The 14,426-nt window shown below is 62.6% G+C and carries 17 protein-coding genes; all 17 read left to right on the forward strand.

What is annotated here, in order from left to right:
• The first annotated feature begins 17 nt into the window (after nt 1-17).
• Nucleotides 18-422, forward strand: coding sequence for a hypothetical protein (locus ACZ9IU_RS14535; RefSeq protein WP_038544060.1), 405 nt, complete (start codon nt 18-20; stop codon nt 420-422).
• Between the two features lie 20 nt (nt 423-442).
• Entirely contained in the window at nt 443-1,339 is an 897-nt protein-coding gene (locus ACZ9IU_RS14540; protein WP_038544062.1) for a Mu-like prophage major head subunit gpT family protein, read from the forward strand.
• Nucleotides 1,340-1,456: 117 nt separating this feature from the next.
• The gene (locus ACZ9IU_RS14545) at nt 1,457-1,747 is read left to right on the forward strand and encodes a hypothetical protein (protein WP_038544064.1); all 291 of its coding nucleotides are present in this window, start codon (nt 1,457-1,459) and stop codon (nt 1,745-1,747) included.
• A 134-nt stretch (nt 1,748-1,881) separates the two neighbouring features.
• Nucleotides 1,882-2,343 (forward strand): gp436 family protein, encoded by a 462-nt coding sequence (locus ACZ9IU_RS14550; RefSeq protein WP_038544067.1) that lies wholly within the window; start codon nt 1,882-1,884, stop codon nt 2,341-2,343.
• The gene (locus tag ACZ9IU_RS14555; RefSeq protein ID WP_038544069.1) at nt 2,340-2,816 is read left to right on the forward strand and encodes a phage virion morphogenesis protein; all 477 of its coding nucleotides are present in this window, start codon (nt 2,340-2,342) and stop codon (nt 2,814-2,816) included. Before ACZ9IU_RS14550 ends, ACZ9IU_RS14555 begins: the two co-directional genes overlap by 4 nt.
• On the forward strand, nt 2,813-3,436 hold the full coding sequence (locus tag ACZ9IU_RS14560) for a hypothetical protein (RefSeq protein ID WP_051899763.1): 624 nt from the start codon (nt 2,813-2,815) through the stop codon (nt 3,434-3,436). Before ACZ9IU_RS14555 ends, ACZ9IU_RS14560 begins: the two co-directional genes overlap by 4 nt.
• The gene (locus ACZ9IU_RS14565) at nt 3,429-3,971 is read left to right on the forward strand and encodes a phage baseplate assembly protein V (protein ID WP_038544071.1); all 543 of its coding nucleotides are present in this window, start codon (nt 3,429-3,431) and stop codon (nt 3,969-3,971) included. The genes ACZ9IU_RS14560 and ACZ9IU_RS14565 overlap by 8 nt, the downstream gene beginning before the upstream one ends.
• A 7-nt stretch (nt 3,972-3,978) precedes the next feature.
• A complete protein-coding gene (locus tag ACZ9IU_RS14570) occupies nt 3,979-4,182 on the forward strand; it encodes a hypothetical protein (RefSeq protein ID WP_038544073.1) in 204 nt (67 codons plus the stop codon).
• A 29-nt stretch (nt 4,183-4,211) separates the two neighbouring features.
• Nucleotides 4,212-4,616 (forward strand): GPW/gp25 family protein, encoded by a 405-nt coding sequence (locus tag ACZ9IU_RS14575; protein ID WP_038544075.1) that lies wholly within the window; start codon nt 4,212-4,214, stop codon nt 4,614-4,616.
• Complete coding sequence (locus ACZ9IU_RS14580) at nt 4,613-5,491, forward strand: baseplate assembly protein (RefSeq protein WP_038544077.1); 879 nt, start codon at nt 4,613-4,615, stop codon at nt 5,489-5,491. The genes ACZ9IU_RS14575 and ACZ9IU_RS14580 overlap by 4 nt, the downstream gene beginning before the upstream one ends.
• Nucleotides 5,491-6,612 (forward strand): phage tail protein, encoded by a 1,122-nt coding sequence (locus ACZ9IU_RS14585; protein WP_038544079.1) that lies wholly within the window; start codon nt 5,491-5,493, stop codon nt 6,610-6,612. Before ACZ9IU_RS14580 ends, ACZ9IU_RS14585 begins: the two co-directional genes overlap by 1 nt.
• A complete protein-coding gene (locus tag ACZ9IU_RS14590; RefSeq protein WP_038544081.1) occupies nt 6,612-9,833 on the forward strand; it encodes a DUF4815 domain-containing protein in 3,222 nt (1,073 codons plus the stop codon). Before ACZ9IU_RS14585 ends, ACZ9IU_RS14590 begins: the two co-directional genes overlap by 1 nt.
• 8 nt (nt 9,834-9,841) lie before the next feature.
• Complete coding sequence (locus ACZ9IU_RS14595; RefSeq protein ID WP_051899764.1) at nt 9,842-11,299, forward strand: phage tail fiber repeat family protein; 1,458 nt, start codon at nt 9,842-9,844, stop codon at nt 11,297-11,299.
• Nucleotides 11,296-11,835 (forward strand): DUF4376 domain-containing protein, encoded by a 540-nt coding sequence (locus ACZ9IU_RS14600; RefSeq protein ID WP_038544083.1) that lies wholly within the window; start codon nt 11,296-11,298, stop codon nt 11,833-11,835. The genes ACZ9IU_RS14595 and ACZ9IU_RS14600 overlap by 4 nt, the downstream gene beginning before the upstream one ends.
• A gap of 111 nt (nt 11,836-11,946) precedes the next feature.
• Nucleotides 11,947-13,203 (forward strand): phage tail sheath protein, encoded by a 1,257-nt coding sequence (locus tag ACZ9IU_RS14605; protein WP_038544085.1) that lies wholly within the window; start codon nt 11,947-11,949, stop codon nt 13,201-13,203.
• Between the two features lie 10 nt (nt 13,204-13,213).
• The gene (locus tag ACZ9IU_RS14610; RefSeq protein WP_038544086.1) at nt 13,214-13,759 is read left to right on the forward strand and encodes a phage major tail tube protein; all 546 of its coding nucleotides are present in this window, start codon (nt 13,214-13,216) and stop codon (nt 13,757-13,759) included.
• A gap of 74 nt (nt 13,760-13,833) precedes the next feature.
• Complete coding sequence (locus ACZ9IU_RS14615) at nt 13,834-14,367, forward strand: phage tail assembly protein (RefSeq protein WP_038544088.1); 534 nt, start codon at nt 13,834-13,836, stop codon at nt 14,365-14,367.
• Nucleotides 14,368-14,426: the final 59 nt, after the last annotated feature.

The raw sequence follows: 14,426 nt of genomic DNA on the forward strand, positions 1-14,426 counted from the left end.
CATCGGAGAGCTTCCACATGACCGCAATGACCCAGGCCCGCCAGCCGGTGGAGATGGAGGGGATTTATTCCTCCGCTCCGGTTAAGGGCGCTACCACCATCCTTCAGGGCGCCCTGACCGTCATGGAGGCGGGTCTCGCCATTCCCGGCAAGACGGGCTTGAACCTGATCGTCCTCGGTATCTCCGATCGCACGGTGAAGAACGCCGGTGCCGATGGCGCCGAGAAGGTGCTGGCCAAGCGGACGGTTGCCAAGCTCTTCAATCTTGGCGCGGACGCGATCCTGCCCGGCGACGTCGGCAAGGATTGCTACATCGTCGACGATCAGACCGTCGCCAAGACGAACGGCACAAACACCCGCTCCGTGGCGGGGAAGATCATCCAGGTCGACAGCGACGGCGTCTTCGTCCGCGTCGGCTACTGACAACAACAGGGGACACTTTCATGACGCGCGTTATCACGCCTGACCTGCTCGCCGCCGCACAGCGCGGCTTCAAGACCGCTTTTCAGCTCGGTCTCGCCAGCACCGCCACCCTCTACAATTCGGTCGCTACTGTCATCACCTCGTCGGCTTCGGAAGAAACCTACGGCTGGCTCGGTGATGTGCCCAAACTTCGGGAATGGATTGGCGATCGCCATATCAAAGGCCTCGAAAGCAAGGGCTACCAGATCAAGAACCGCAAGTTCGAATCGACGATCGGCGTTGAGCGCGACGACATCGAGGACGACAAGCTCGGCCTTTACGCCCCTCGTTTCCAGATGATGGGCAATTCCGCCGCCATGCATCCCGACGAAATCACCTTCGAGCTGATGAGCGCCGGTGCCACTTCCCCCTGCTACGACGGCCAGAACTTCTTCGACGTGGACCATCCGGTCGGCAAACCCGGCGCCGTCACCTCGGTCGCCAATTTCGCGGCCGGCTCGTCCGATCTCTGGATCCTCGCTGATCTGTCGAAGCCCCTGAAGCCTTGGATCTTCCAGAAACGCCGGGACTACAATTTCACCACCAAGGAAGACGGCAAGACCTCCGACCTGGTCTTCATGCGCGACAAGTACTTCTACGGCGTCGATGCGCGGGTCGCGGCTGGCTACGGCTTCTGGCAGATGGCGTTCGGCTCGACCGACACCCTCGACGCGGCGAACCTCAAGGAAGCCTACGAGGCAATGGCGAAGTTCACCGATGACGAAGGTCGCAAGCTCAATATCCGGCCGACCCACCTGATTGTCGGCAGCACCAACCTGTTCGCGGCTCGCGAAATCCTGCTGGCCGAGCAGATTGGCGGCACCACGAACACAATCCGCAATCTTGTCCAGGTCATGGAAGCTCCGCTTCTCAACTAACCCGGGAGGGGCCGCGTTGGCCCCCTGCCGCCGGCCGCGCTCCTCCTCCCAGCGGCCGGCGGTTTTCCGAAAAGCGGCGGTGGCGCCGTTTTCCCGAAAACCGCCCAGGAGACAGCAATGCCCCCCAGAACCAAAGCGACTGCCAAGCCGATCGACGAAGAAGACTTCAGCAAGATGATCGCCGCGCGCCAGGTGCTGATTGTCAGCGCCCCGGCTGGCCCGCGCCGCCGCGCCAATCTCGCCTTCGGGCCAGAGCCTCGCGAACTGACCGAAGAGGATCTCGGTCCTGATCCGGAAGCAATCATCAACGCCTTGCGCGCCGACCCGATGCTGAAGATCGACGGTCGCCGGGAGGAGATCGAGCTTCCGGATGAACCGCAGGCCGGCGAAGGCGCCGGGCAGGAATAACCTGAATACCTGAGGGGAGCGCTGCGAGGATCGGGCCCGGCAACTTTAGCCGGCGCACCGGCCCGAAGCCCACCGGCCGGATGAAGGGCGTGAATGCCCCGGCGGAAACAGCAGCATCAACTTGAGGGGAGAGCATGACCGTTTACGCCACTATCGCCGATCTGGAAGCCCGCTTCCCCAACGAGCTGGCGCTGGTGGCGGCCGACGAGACCACCGGCCTTCGCGACGACACCCGCATCGAGCGTGGCATTCTCGACGCCTCGATCGAGGTGCGCGGCATTCTGGCCGGTCGTTATTCGCCGGCCGAGCTGGCCGGCCTCGACCAGGACAGCCTCGATCTCCTGCGCGTCTATACGACCGACATCGCCTTCTACCGGATCGCGCTGTCCTTCACGCGCTCAACCGAAAACATCAAGGAACGTTACGACCAGGCCATCAAGCGCCTGGAAGCGATCGCATCCGGCAAGGGCGCCCTGACCGGCGGCAACACCGGTGGCGGCGGCCCGACCGATCCAACCGAGGACGTCGGCCAGAATGAAGTCGTCCTTCAGGCGCCCGAGCGCGTCTTCACCCGCGAGAGGCTCAGCCGGATATGAGCGTTTCACTCACCCTCGATGTCAGCGATCTCGATGCCGCTCTCAAGCGGCTTCGTCCGCTCTTCGACTTCGACGCTTCGGAGCTGATGACCACGCTCGGCGCGCTTGGCGAAAGCCAGACCCGTCGCCGTATCAGCGAGGAAAAGACGGCGCCGGACGGCACGCCCTGGAAACCTAACGTCGCCGGCACCTCGATCCTGGTCGATAGCGGCCAGCACCTGCTTTATTCGATCGCCTGGACTGCCTCGGCCGAGGAAGCCGAGTGGGGCGCCACCTGGGAACATGCTCACGTCCACCAGGACGGCATGACGATCGTGCCGAAGGAGTCCGACCGGCTGGTCTTTCAGCTCGGCGGCCGAACCGTCTTCGCCAAGGAAGTCACCATTCCGGCGCGTCCGTTCGTCGGTCTTTCGGAAGATAACCGCCGCGAGATCCTCGACGTCATCACCGACCATTTCGGGATAATGCAATGATCCAGCCAGCCACTCTCGATCAGTTGCTGGCGCGTGATCCGCTGGCGCCGACCCAGATCGCCATCGTCAACACGCTCTCTTCGCAGATGCCGGGCGTGACGATCGTTCGCCATCCTGGCAAGGTCGATCTCTCAGAGCTGGTCGCTAACACGATCGTCAAGTCCCCGGGCGTTGGGATCGGCTGGAGCCGTATCCGCGAGACCTTCATCACCGATGGTGCGACCTGCTTCGTGGTCGAATGGGTCGCATACGTCGTCGCCGAGGCAAAGGCCGTTGCCAATCGCCGCGTGGAAAAGGAAGAGATCGGGCTGGCGATCGGCTCCCGCATCCTTGCAATCCTCGCCGACCCGATCCTTTCGCTATGGAACCGCACTGGCGTCATGCCTGTCGAAGACAAGCCGCAGGCGGAGCTGAAGCCGTTCTTCACCCTGAAGGATGCCAAGCAGGGTACCGCTTATTACGTGGTGACCTGGTCGCAGATCATCGCTGATATCGGCCCCTCGGTATTCCCGCAGCCGGAAGGCCATGTCGATATCGACGCCGGGCTTATCCAGTTCCAGGACGGCGCTGCCGTTTCCTCGATCGAGCCTTGGGCTCCGGTGGAGGAAGAGGATGCGTGACACGGCACCTTTCGAGTTTCGCCGGCTTTACACGCGCATCGAGCGCGCCGAGCGCCGCATCGCCATGACGACGCTGTCGGGTAAGGTTGCGGTGGTCGATCCCGAGCAGCGCCTCCTGCGGCTGAAGCTTGGCACGAGCAGCGATGGACGTGATGTCCTCTCGCCGTGGGTGCGGTGGCAGGAAGCCGGCGCCGGCGGCCTCAAGATCCATTCGGAACCGGCGGTAAACGAGCAGATGAACATCATCTCGTCTTCCGGGACGGTCGGCGCCGGCTCGATCGCGGTTCCGGCAACCTATGACCGGGACCATCAGGCCCCGTCGCAGTCGTCCGACACTGCCGTCTTCGAACGCGGTACCGGCCGCATCGAGGTCGGGCCGAACGGTCTCAAATTCATCGGCGACACGATCGAGCTGGTCGGAAACGTCCGCGCCCGCGACGGCGTCTTTGAACACGAGGACGTCGATGTCGGCGTCAACCACAAACACACCAAGGTCGTAAGGGGCGAACAACTGACCGGCCCCCCAGAGGAATAAGAGCACCATGACCAAAGCCACGACCGTCAAAACCCGCATCGAAGCCCCAGACGGCAAGAACGCTTATGTCGTCACAGACAAGGCACCGCCGCGCGTTGCCGGCCGCCGCGTCGAGGCTGGCGACCAAATCCGCCTGAGCGAGACGGAAGCGCTCTCGGAAGAGATGGCCGGGCACATCCTGCCGGCGACCGACGCGCCTTCGAAAGACTGACGAACCTCCTTTAAAGAGCCTTTGAAACCATGGTGGGACAGATCCGATATCGCAGCGGCCTCGACGCCAGGAGCGGCAAACCCCTGGCGGGGGCGCAGCACCTGATGCAGTCGCTTGGCAAGATCTGGGGAACCCGGATCGATACCCGCGTCATGCTGCTCGACTTCGGCTCGAACCTCCGATCGCTGCTTTCGGAGGATCTGTCGCCGTCGATCGCGCTGCTGATCTACAACGAGCTGGTCGCCTCGGCCGCCCGGTGGGAGCCCGAATACGCGATTACTCAGATCCAGCTCGTGACCCTCACCGAACATGGCCGGCTCGGCCTGCGGCACGGCGGGCTCTATTATCCCGAAGGCCGGTTCGGCAATTTCGAGATGGCCATCCCGCTCACCCTGCAGGCGACCCCGCTGAACCGCCTGGGGAACGCCGCATGACGATCAACCTGACTGCGCTCCCGAAGCCCCAGATCATCGACGAGCCCAACTATGATGTGATCCTGGCGCGGGTCGTTTCGGAGTTTGTCACTCTCTGGGAAACGCTGCGGACAGACAATCCGTCGCTGAACCTGCCGCCCTACGACGTCACGATGCTGGAGACCGATCCGGCCGTGATCGGCATGGAAGCGGAGAGCTTCCGCGAATCGCTGCTTCGTGCCCGCATCAACGATGCGATCCGCGCCAACCTCCTGGCATTCGCTAGGGGCAGCGACCTCGACCATCTCGCCGCCTTCTATGACGTCTCGCGGATGATCGGCGAGCTTGACGATCGGCTGGTCACCCGCGTCATTCTCGCCATCCAGGGCCGATCGACCGGCGGTACCGAGCCGCGCTACAAGTTCATCGCCATGTCGGCCGACCTGCGCGTCCAGGACGCCATTGTCTACACGGTCGGCCGCAGCCCGCTCATCCACGTCGCAGTCTTCTCGACCGCTCCGGACGGCGTGGCCCCCGCGGATCTCCTGGCGATCGTCAACGCGGCTCTGCAGAACCCTGCAGTCCGAATGGTCAACGATACGATTGAGGTAGCCTCGGCCGTTCAGCAAGTCGTCAATCTTGCCGCCGATCTCTGGCTGTTGCCTGACGCTGATGTGGCGACGGTTGCCCGCGCTGAAGCGAACCTGCGCACTGCCTGGGCCTTGGCCCGCGCGCTCGGCCGGGATCTGACGGCGAGCTGGTGGACGGCGCAGCTGATGATTTCAGGCGTCCACAAGGTGGTGCCCACCGCGCCGATCGGCGACATCATCGCGCCGCCGGCCTCCGCAGTTTCGCTCGGCACCATCACGCTGACGAACAGAGGGCGGGCCTTCTAATGGCGTCACTTCTGCCGGACAAGTCGGACCACTTCGAAAAGGCCTTGGAAGCTTCGCTCGCCAGCCGCTGGAACGCCCTCGGCGTGGCGGCCGAGGCCATTCGCACCGCGAAGCTTGTCGCACCGCCCCCGTCTTTCCTGCCGTTCCTGGTCTACGAATACGGGCTCGGCGAGCTGACGCCCTACGTGCCGAACCTGTACACGCTTGTCGTCGATCGCGAGGGCGTCAACTGGCAGCGCATTCGCGGCACGCCAGCTGCAGTCAGCAAAGGCCTCGGCTGGCTCGGCTATTCCGCCACCATGGAAGATGCCTGGCACGGCAGGGCCTACTGGAACAGCACGCAACTGCGGTTTCCGGACCTGCCGGCGAACGACAATCCCGATCTGGAGCGGATCGAAGGCGTCACCCGCCTTTCTATGCCGCTGCGCTCCCGCCTTCGCCGTGGCGTCCACCAGTATGACGTTGGCGCGCTCGAGGCGGACGGAAGCCGGCTCGACGACAGCATGCTCGACCGCGAAAGCGGCGTTGCCGTTACCGCCGCCGGCACGCTCTGGTCGTTCGGTCGCGCCACGGAGATCGACCATCTGTTAACCGAGGCCGAGGGTACCGCGATCGGCAACTGGATCGCGGTACCGGGCAACGGCGGGCTCAAATGGATCGACATGCAATATCCGTGGGTGACCGCAAACTTCCCGTGGGCCGACAATCCGGCGGCACAGCGTCGGACACTGATGGCAGCATGGTTTGCCGCTCGGGTCCATCACGTCACGTTTCGGGACCAGGACGGCGTTGTCATCGGTCATCGCCGCTGCAGAGCCGACCAGGCGGTCCGTCCCGAAGTCGACGGCGTCTATGAGATCGGCGGCGTCCGCTACCAACCGCGACCAGGTGCGACCCGTGTCTATCTCGAAGCGATGACCGATTTCGCAGATGCCGTCGATGTCGAGGCGAAGTCGGTCGAGCTGACGGTTGGCGCCACCCTTGCTCCCGATATCAAGCCCGGCCGGCTCTGGCTGCGGCCCGGCGAACTCATTGGCGGTCATCCGATCGCCGTCACATCCGTTTCCCTGCCGCTGCGCAAGACCGTGCGCGAGCAGATCAAAATCCTGATGAGGTTCTGATGTACGAACACGAAAGCGGCCTGCCGTTCGCCTATGATCGAGCATCCGGTAAACCGGAGCAGCAGGGTGTCGTCTTCTATGGCGAGCGTCCGCTCATTCAGGGCGCCGAGCTGAACGAACTTCAGACGATCATCCGTGGGCGTCATGATCGTCTTGGTCAGCTGGTCGCCCGCGAGGGCAACCGCATCGAGCGCGCCGACGCCATCGTCGATCTCGAAGTCGGAACTGTCCTGCTCGCGTCCGGTAGCATCTATGTTTCCGGTGATGTGTTCCCGGTGGGTGAGGCGGTGCTGGAAGACGTGCCGATGTCCGGCCGCGTCGAGATCGGCGTACGGCTGGTGCGTTCCTACCTGACGCACGAGGACGATCCTGCTCTTCTGGGGATAAGCCCCGGTTCTCTGGCCGAAGGTGAGCCAGGTGCTGCCCGTGAGACCGCAAGCATTTCCTGGGCGCTTGAAGGGGATGGCGGAGAAGGCGCCTTTTATTCCGTCTATACCCTGCTCGACGGAACCATTCTCGACCAGACCGGCCCATCCATTCTGGAGCCCGCCCTTCAGGCGATCGCCGCCTATGACCGGCCGAACGGAAACTATATCGTCTCGGGCTGCCGCGTAACGGCAATCAGTGTCACCGGCGGCTTCCAGAATTTCTCGATCGAGCAAGGCGAAGCCAACATCAATGGCTACAAGCGCACCCGTCTTGCCGCTCTCAGGCATGCGCAATCCGTAGCCTGGGAAGAACTCGCCATCCCCGGTGAAACCCACACCTATACCGGCGGGGCCTCCTTCACTTTCCCGGTCGACCAGGCGCCGATCGGCGTCATCAACTCGATCCTGTTGACCAAGGAAAAGACGGTCACCCTGACGCGTGGAGCTATTGCCAATGGCTCCGATGGTCTGCCGGATAGCAGCGTGATTTCGGTTTCGGCTGTCGTCCAGGGCGGAACCACGTATGTTGCCGCGACCAGCTATAACCTGGTTGCGAATGCGATCGATTGGGCGCCGGCTGGCGCCGAACCGGCCGCCGGCTCCACTTACAACGTGACCTATCGTTACCGGGCTGCGGTGGCCGCGACCGCCAATACCGATACAACGGTCACCGTCTCGGGCGGCGTGGCAGGCGGTGACATCATCATCTCCTATACGCAGAAGCTGCCGCGCATCGACCGCCTTTGCCTCGGCCAGGATGGTTCGCCGATCTACATCAAAGGCCTGCCGGCGCTCCGTAACCCGTTGCCGCCGGGCGTGCCGAGCGATGTCCTGAAGCTTTGCCAGATCTCCAATGATTGGATGTCCCCGCCCGTCGTCATCAATGACGGCGTCCGGTCGATGACCTTTGAGGAGCAGTGGCGTTACAATAACCGGATCATCGATTTTGAGCGCCTCCTCCAGCTGGAGCGCCTCAAAAACAATATCGACTTCCGGGAGCCGGTCGCCAAGAAAGGTATCTTTGTCGATCCGTTCATCGACGACAGCTATCGCGATGCCGGCGAGGCGCAGACAGGCGCCATCGGCAATGGCATGCTGCAGCTCGCCATCACGCCGACCTTCTTCACGGCAACGCTCACCGCGCCGGTCATGCTGGATTGGATTGAGGAAGTCCTGGTCACTCAGGACCTGAAGACGGGCTGCGAAAAGATCAACCCGTATCAGAATTTCAATCCCCTGCCAGGGACGCTGCGCCTGACGCCGGCCGCCGACTTCTGGACCGAGGATCGTACCGACTGGCTTTCGGCGCAGACCATCGAGTTCAATCGTGGCACCCGCACCGATGGTGGGCCGCTTCAGACGGTCAATTCCGAAAATCAACTGGTCGACCATCGCGTCGAGCAGCTGGAATTCCTTCGGCAGATTCCCGTCGCCTTCACCATCAGCGGCTTTGGCGTCGGAGAGATCCTGCAGACCCTAACCTTTGATGGCACCAGCGTGAAACCCGGCGGCATACAGACGGCCAACGCACAGGGGCAGATCACCGGCACGTCCAATATTCCCGTGAACGTGACGGCCGGCACCAAAATCGTCACCGCAAAAGGCGTCGGCGGAACTGACGCCAACGCCATGTTCACCGGCCAGGGTACCATCGAGATCGATACGATGCGGCGGGTGACCACGGTCCAGAACTGGTCCGCGCCCCAGCTCGTCCAGTGGGTGCAGGATCGGGGAAACCCGGGCTGGGAAAACAGCACGTCCGATGGCGTTGGCGGCTCTTCCGATCCGCAGGCACAGATGTTTGCGGTACCGGAGATGCGGCAGCTCGTCGGTGTCGATTTCCACATCTGCCATGTCGGCAACCAAGCCAACCACTTGCTGGTCGACCAGGTCTCGATCAGCAACGGTTATCCGACCAGCAATGTCGCTGCGGAGGTGGTCGTGCCGATGGCCGGGGCTGTCGTCGGCTGGAAGTCGGCTCGCTACAATCTGCCCCTGACGACGCCGGCCGACCGGGCGCACGCGTTCGTCATCAAGACGGATGACGCCGATCATTCGGTTTCGTTTGCAAAGCTTGGCGGGTTCGACGCCACGCTGCAGAAGTTCGTCACCTCGCACCCTTACGTGACGGGTCCGCGCTTCTCGTCGGTAAACGCCCGCACCTGGACGGCTCACCAGGACGAGGCGCTTGCCTTCCGGATCGTCGCCGCCCGATATCCCGTTACCACTAAGACGGTGGAGCTGGGCAGCTTTGATCTGGTGGAGACATCCGACCTGCAGGTCCGTGCGGCGGTGGAACTTCCCGGACCTGGTTGCTCGGTTGTCTTCGAGATCGAGCGTACCAACGGCACGATCTATCGCCTCCTGCCGTACCAGGTGCTGCAGCTCACCGAGTTCATCACCGAAACGGTGGAGCTGCGCGCCATCCTGACCGGCACTGAAAAGCTCTCGCCGATCCTGTTCGCGCCAGTTCAGCTGGTTGCGGGCAAGATCGGTACGACGCTGACCTACATCACCCGTGCCTTCACGCTTGGCGCGGCCGTCCGGCTCACAAGCTACTTCAAGGCTTTCCTCCCAGGCGGAGCGTCGGTCGCGATGCACTATCGCAAGGATGGCGGCGCCTGGACGAGCCTTCCCTTCGTCAACGCCGAGGCCTTGGCCTTCCCACTCTGGACCGAGCGGAAACATGAGGTCGCCGGTCAGACCGGGACGCTTGTGCAGCTCCGCATCACCGGAACCGGAGGGCCAGCGGCGCGGCTCATCATCGGCGATCTTGGCGCCGGCATCTTCTGAGGATCAACATGGTTGCGACCTTTACAGAGAACTACCAGATCCCGCTTCCAGACCCGGAAGCCGAAGTCGACGATGAATTCTACCGCCTGCAGCAGGCGTGGACCATCGTCGACACGGTGATCTGGCTTTTGGCGGAAGCGGTCGCCCAGAAGGCGAACGTCAGCCACACACACGCCATGTCCGCGATCGGCGGCCTGGTGGAGGCGCTCGCTGCCAAGATGCCGGCCGACCGGACGTTTTCGCTCGATGATCTGACGGACGTGAGCGGTGCTGACGGCGCGGCGAACAATTACGTCCTGGTCAAGAACGCCAGCGGTCAATGGGTGCCGTCCTCGGCGATCGCCGCGCTTGGACCGCATCAGCATGCCACCGGCGACATCGTCGGCCTGGCGGCTGTAGTCAACGCGGCAGTCGCGGCAGTGGTCGGCGCGGCTCCAACGACGCTCGATACCGTTGCCGAGGTGGCCACCGCTCTCGGCAATGATCCGAACTTCGCCACTACTATCATGACCCTTCTGGGTCAGAAGGCGGCAAAGACCGACGTCTACACAAAAGCGGAAGTCGACGCGCTCACCGCTATCCCGATCGGCACGGTCATCGACGTCTATGGCAATGGTACAACGGCCATTCCGGGCTTTCTGAAAGTCGTGGCGGGTCTCGAAGTGACCAACGCCTATCCTCAATTGCGCGCCTTTGGCCTTGCCAACGGCTGGGCCGTGAACGGCTCCGGCAACCCTGTCATGCCGAGCGGTGATGCGCTTTTCAAGCGCGGATGGACAGCGGGGCAGACGCGCGATCCAGGGCGAACCTTTGGCTCTGTGCAGACGGACGCCTTTCAAGGGCACAACTTCGGTGATCCGACAGCCCCGAGCACCGCTAAGCTCGGTACTTTCTTGCTGAACGTTACCGGTGGCGCCGTGTCTGTCGCAGGCCTTCGCGCAGACACCTCACCAAGAGCGATCCCGGTTGATGACGGGACGAATGGTGCGCCGCGCACGGCATCTGAAACCCGCGTGGCCAACATGACGGTCACCTACTACATCAAGGCCTATGGCGCGTCCGTTGATGCGGGGACACTAGCGGCAGCGCAGGTGCTCAACGATCTCACCGACGCGCGGGCGAGGATTGCGGCACTTGAGCGGAAGTTCTCAAGTACCCCACTCACTCCTACGCTCGGCGGGCTTATTCAAGCTCCTCATAATCTTGGTGTGAAGCCAACGTACTACGAAGCTTACGCCGTGTGCACGTCCCAAGAGTTCAACTTCCAAGTTGATAATGAGATCCGCGTCACGACAAACCACATCGGCTCCACTGCCGGGTATGGCGTGATGGTATGGGCAGATGCCACGAACATATATGGCAGGATCGGCAATACTGCGATCGGATTGACGTTCAACCTCAGTACCGGTGCGGCAATAACGTTGACACTGACAAGCTGGAAGATCGTGCTGAGGGCTAAGCCATGAGCGAGAAATTCTACGTAACGTTTGACGGCGAGTGGATTGGAGCTTTTGAGGGACCTGCGCCAGGGAATGCTATCGCAGTTCCGGTTGCTCCGCTTTCCGCTTCGCAGCGGTGGAGCTTCGACCAGGCGCGGTTCCTCGACCCCTCTCCAGCCAGCGCAGACGTCGACGCCGAGCGCGACCGGCGTATCACCGCCGGTTTCGTCTTCGACGGTGTTCTGTACCAGTCCGACAAAGAGGCACGCGAAAACATCATGGGCGCGCACAAGGCCGCGTCGGATGCGATGATGTTGTTTGGCGCTCAGGCCGGAAATTTCGCTTGGCGGAAGCTTCTCGATCCCGCTGGGCCGGAAGTATTCGAATGGATCGCGTCGGACAATTCCCGCGTTCCGATGGATGCCCAGACCGTGCTTCGTTTCGGCTACGCGGCCTTGGCTCACAAAGCGAGCCATATCTTCGCTACCAGCGATCTGAAGAGCATGGACCCTATCCCTGCCGACTTCGCCACCAATCCGGTTTACTGGCCAGCCGCCACCTGATACCGTGATGGCAGATCAAAAGCCGGGGCTGACAGCTGTCAGCCCCGGCTTTTTTGCGCGCGCATGTAGCTTGACCCCGGAATATGCACTTGCCCAGGGGATGGCTCTTTCATGGCTGGCACTACTGATTTCGTCGGCGTTCGCGTCTTCTCGGATCTGCGATCGACCGTCGCCAAAATCGATACGCGCGACAGCACCGTCATCGGCATGGTGCTTCCTGCGCCGCTTGCCGACAATACCGCGTTTCCGCTCAACGAGCCGGTCCGGCTTTCGACCGAGGACACCGACCAGCTGACGAAGCTCGGTGCCGGTCTCGCCCTCGACACGGTCTCGCAGATCAAATCCGAAGGCATCGTTGCTGATCTCGCCTTCGTCCGCGTGGCGCATTCGGCGGCCTCCGTGCCGGCCGACAAGCTGGCGGCCGAGATCAACAATATCGTCGGCTCGGCCGGCGCCAAGACGGGCATTTACGCGCTCCTGGAATCGAAAGCGCATATCGGCCTTGAACTCGGCAGCATCATCGCACCTGGCTATATGGCCGACCGCACGGGCAACGTCGCGAATGCCGTCGCCACGGCCGCTTCTGTCGTCGCCGGCAAGCTGATCGACTGCATTGTCTTTGCCGACACTCCCGTCACCAACCGGGAAGCCGCTGCGACCTGGGCGGATGACTTCGCGACCGCGCTAAACGTCGTCGCCTGCTATCCGCAAGCAGTTGTCAACCTCGGCGCTGGCAATGTCACGCGGCCGATCTCGGCTCACTTCGCCGCAGCCATGGTCCGCCGCGACAAGGAAGTCGGCAACCCTTACAAGGCGTTCTGGAACCGTCCCCTGCAGGGCATTCTCGGACCCTCGGTTCCGGTCGGCTATACCGATGGCGAGATCACGTCCGACGCCAACTTCCTCAACCAGGCAGGCGTCGGCACCGTCATTGAAGGCAAGCTGCTCTGGGCGCCGTTCACCACGGCGACCGACCCGACCGTTGCCAGCTGGCGGTCGATCAAGAAGATCCGCACCCGCCGCGCCATCGAAAAGGCCATGCTTCGCCCGTTGCGCCAGTATCTCTCCGAGGACATCCATCCGGACGTCGTCTCGCTGATTTATCGCGCCTGCGACCAGTTCCTCTCGGATCTGAAGACACTGAAGGCTTTGATCGATTACGAGCTGGTGTGGTCGAAGTCGATGAACCCGGCCTCGATCCTCGAAGCCGGCGCCCTGCGGGTGAAAGCCCGCTTCGCCGAAACCCCGGATCTCGTCGATCTGCAGATCTACGACGAGCCAATGCCGGAAGCCTTCGACGTCCTTGCTGCGGCGATCGCCGCTTCGCTTTCCCAGCTCGGCCTCAACGGCGTCCGTGTAACGGCCTAAGGAGAACAACATGGACCGCATCATTCGAGGTGCCAACTGGTACTGCCAGCAGACCAACCAGCGCCAGCGCGTCGACGAAACCACGCTGCCGGCGCTTTCCCGCGAAATGATCTCCATGGTCATGGGCGGCGGCTACTTCGGCATCGAGCTGCCGGCTGAGATCCAGCCTCTGACGGCCGAGATGACCGTCAACGGTGTGCATGAGGATCTGAAGAGCCGGTTCGGCCGCGAGCCGGGCGACTGGACCGAACTGCGCTACTACGAGAGCCTGCTCAACGTCTTCCCGGCAAGCACCACCGGCGAAGTTGCGGCGGCCGGCGCGCCGCAGCTGACGGGCCGCATCGTCTTCATTAAGGGCCTGCTCAACGGCTTCGAACAGGGCGGCGTCAAGGGCATGAAAAGCTCCGGCGCAACCCGCCTGCGCTGGTCCTCGATCGTCCTCTACCACGACCTGTTCAACGGCCGGACGGTCCACAAGTTCGACGTCCAGAACAACGAGCTGATCATCGACGGCGTGAACTACACCGCCGAACATAATCGCATCATCGCGGCCTGATCCGCATCCAGGAGCGCGGCGAAGGCCGGTCGTCACGAGGGCGGCCGGCCATTTCTTTGAGGAGGCTTTGAAGCATGATTACTGCCCAGGTTAAGACACCGATGTCCAAGGACGATCCAACCGACATGAAGGTCGAGGTGATCCCGCTGCCCCCGCCTGAATTGTGGGGCGAGCTGAACAATGCGCCGGCAGTCCCGGCAGTTGCCCCGGCTGCAGCGCCAGAAGTGGAAGCAAAAGCTGGACGGCCAGAACAGGTACTCCAGTTTTCGGCGGAGACGCGGGAAAAGATCGTTCCCCTGCAGTTTTCATTTCATCTCGACGGTGCCGAGGTCGAGCGGGTTCGCGTTCGTCGCCTGACGCTTGGGGACGTCGACCGCGTGTTCGCATCGGCAGATTTCACGCTGTTCGACATCTACGGAATGATGACCGGCCTTTCGCCGGCCGTCCTTAGAGGCATGGACGATGACGACGCGGTGGCCGTGACGGGAGCCTGCTACGATTTTTTGCCCCGCAGGCTGAAGGTGGTTCCCGCATCAGGGGAGACCTCCGCAGGTGGCGAAGCTACGTCGCCAACATCAAGGCCTACCTCCACTACCGACCAGAGATGAGCATGTGGTGGGACGAGCTTCTGCTTGAGAACGAAGAAGCGCGCCGCATCCATGCTGAA

The sequence above is a fragment of the Mesorhizobium sp. USDA 4132 genome, from assembly GCF_056279545.1.

Excerpts from the sequence above, each read along its gene's own strand:
- ACZ9IU_RS14550 (WP_038544067.1), top strand. The coding sequence starts at position 1,882 with ATGACCGTTTACGCCACTATCGCCGATCTGGAAGCCCGCTTCCCCAAC.
- ACZ9IU_RS14595 (WP_051899764.1), top strand. The coding sequence starts at position 9,842 with ATGGTTGCGACCTTTACAGAGAACTACCAGATCCCGCTTCCAGACCCG.
- ACZ9IU_RS14555 (WP_038544069.1), top strand. The coding sequence starts at position 2,340 with ATGAGCGTTTCACTCACCCTCGATGTCAGCGATCTCGATGCCGCTCTC.
- ACZ9IU_RS14585 (WP_038544079.1), top strand. The coding sequence starts at position 5,491 with ATGGCGTCACTTCTGCCGGACAAGTCGGACCACTTCGAAAAGGCCTTG.
- ACZ9IU_RS14560 (WP_051899763.1), top strand. The coding sequence starts at position 2,813 with ATGATCCAGCCAGCCACTCTCGATCAGTTGCTGGCGCGTGATCCGCTG.
- ACZ9IU_RS14610 (WP_038544086.1), top strand. The coding sequence starts at position 13,214 with ATGGACCGCATCATTCGAGGTGCCAACTGGTACTGCCAGCAGACCAAC.
- ACZ9IU_RS14580 (WP_038544077.1), top strand. The coding sequence starts at position 4,613 with ATGACGATCAACCTGACTGCGCTCCCGAAGCCCCAGATCATCGACGAG.
- ACZ9IU_RS14615 (WP_038544088.1), top strand. The coding sequence starts at position 13,834 with ATGATTACTGCCCAGGTTAAGACACCGATGTCCAAGGACGATCCAACC.
- ACZ9IU_RS14540 (WP_038544062.1), top strand. The coding sequence starts at position 443 with ATGACGCGCGTTATCACGCCTGACCTGCTCGCCGCCGCACAGCGCGGC.
- ACZ9IU_RS14545 (WP_038544064.1), top strand. The coding sequence starts at position 1,457 with ATGCCCCCCAGAACCAAAGCGACTGCCAAGCCGATCGACGAAGAAGAC.
- ACZ9IU_RS14600 (WP_038544083.1), top strand. The coding sequence starts at position 11,296 with ATGAGCGAGAAATTCTACGTAACGTTTGACGGCGAGTGGATTGGAGCT.
- ACZ9IU_RS14575 (WP_038544075.1), top strand. The coding sequence starts at position 4,212 with ATGGTGGGACAGATCCGATATCGCAGCGGCCTCGACGCCAGGAGCGGC.
- ACZ9IU_RS14605 (WP_038544085.1), top strand. The coding sequence starts at position 11,947 with ATGGCTGGCACTACTGATTTCGTCGGCGTTCGCGTCTTCTCGGATCTG.
- ACZ9IU_RS14570 (WP_038544073.1), top strand. The coding sequence starts at position 3,979 with ATGACCAAAGCCACGACCGTCAAAACCCGCATCGAAGCCCCAGACGGC.
- ACZ9IU_RS14565 (WP_038544071.1), top strand. The coding sequence starts at position 3,429 with ATGCGTGACACGGCACCTTTCGAGTTTCGCCGGCTTTACACGCGCATC.
- ACZ9IU_RS14590 (WP_038544081.1), top strand. The coding sequence starts at position 6,612 with ATGTACGAACACGAAAGCGGCCTGCCGTTCGCCTATGATCGAGCATCC.
- ACZ9IU_RS14535 (WP_038544060.1), top strand. The coding sequence starts at position 18 with ATGACCGCAATGACCCAGGCCCGCCAGCCGGTGGAGATGGAGGGGATT.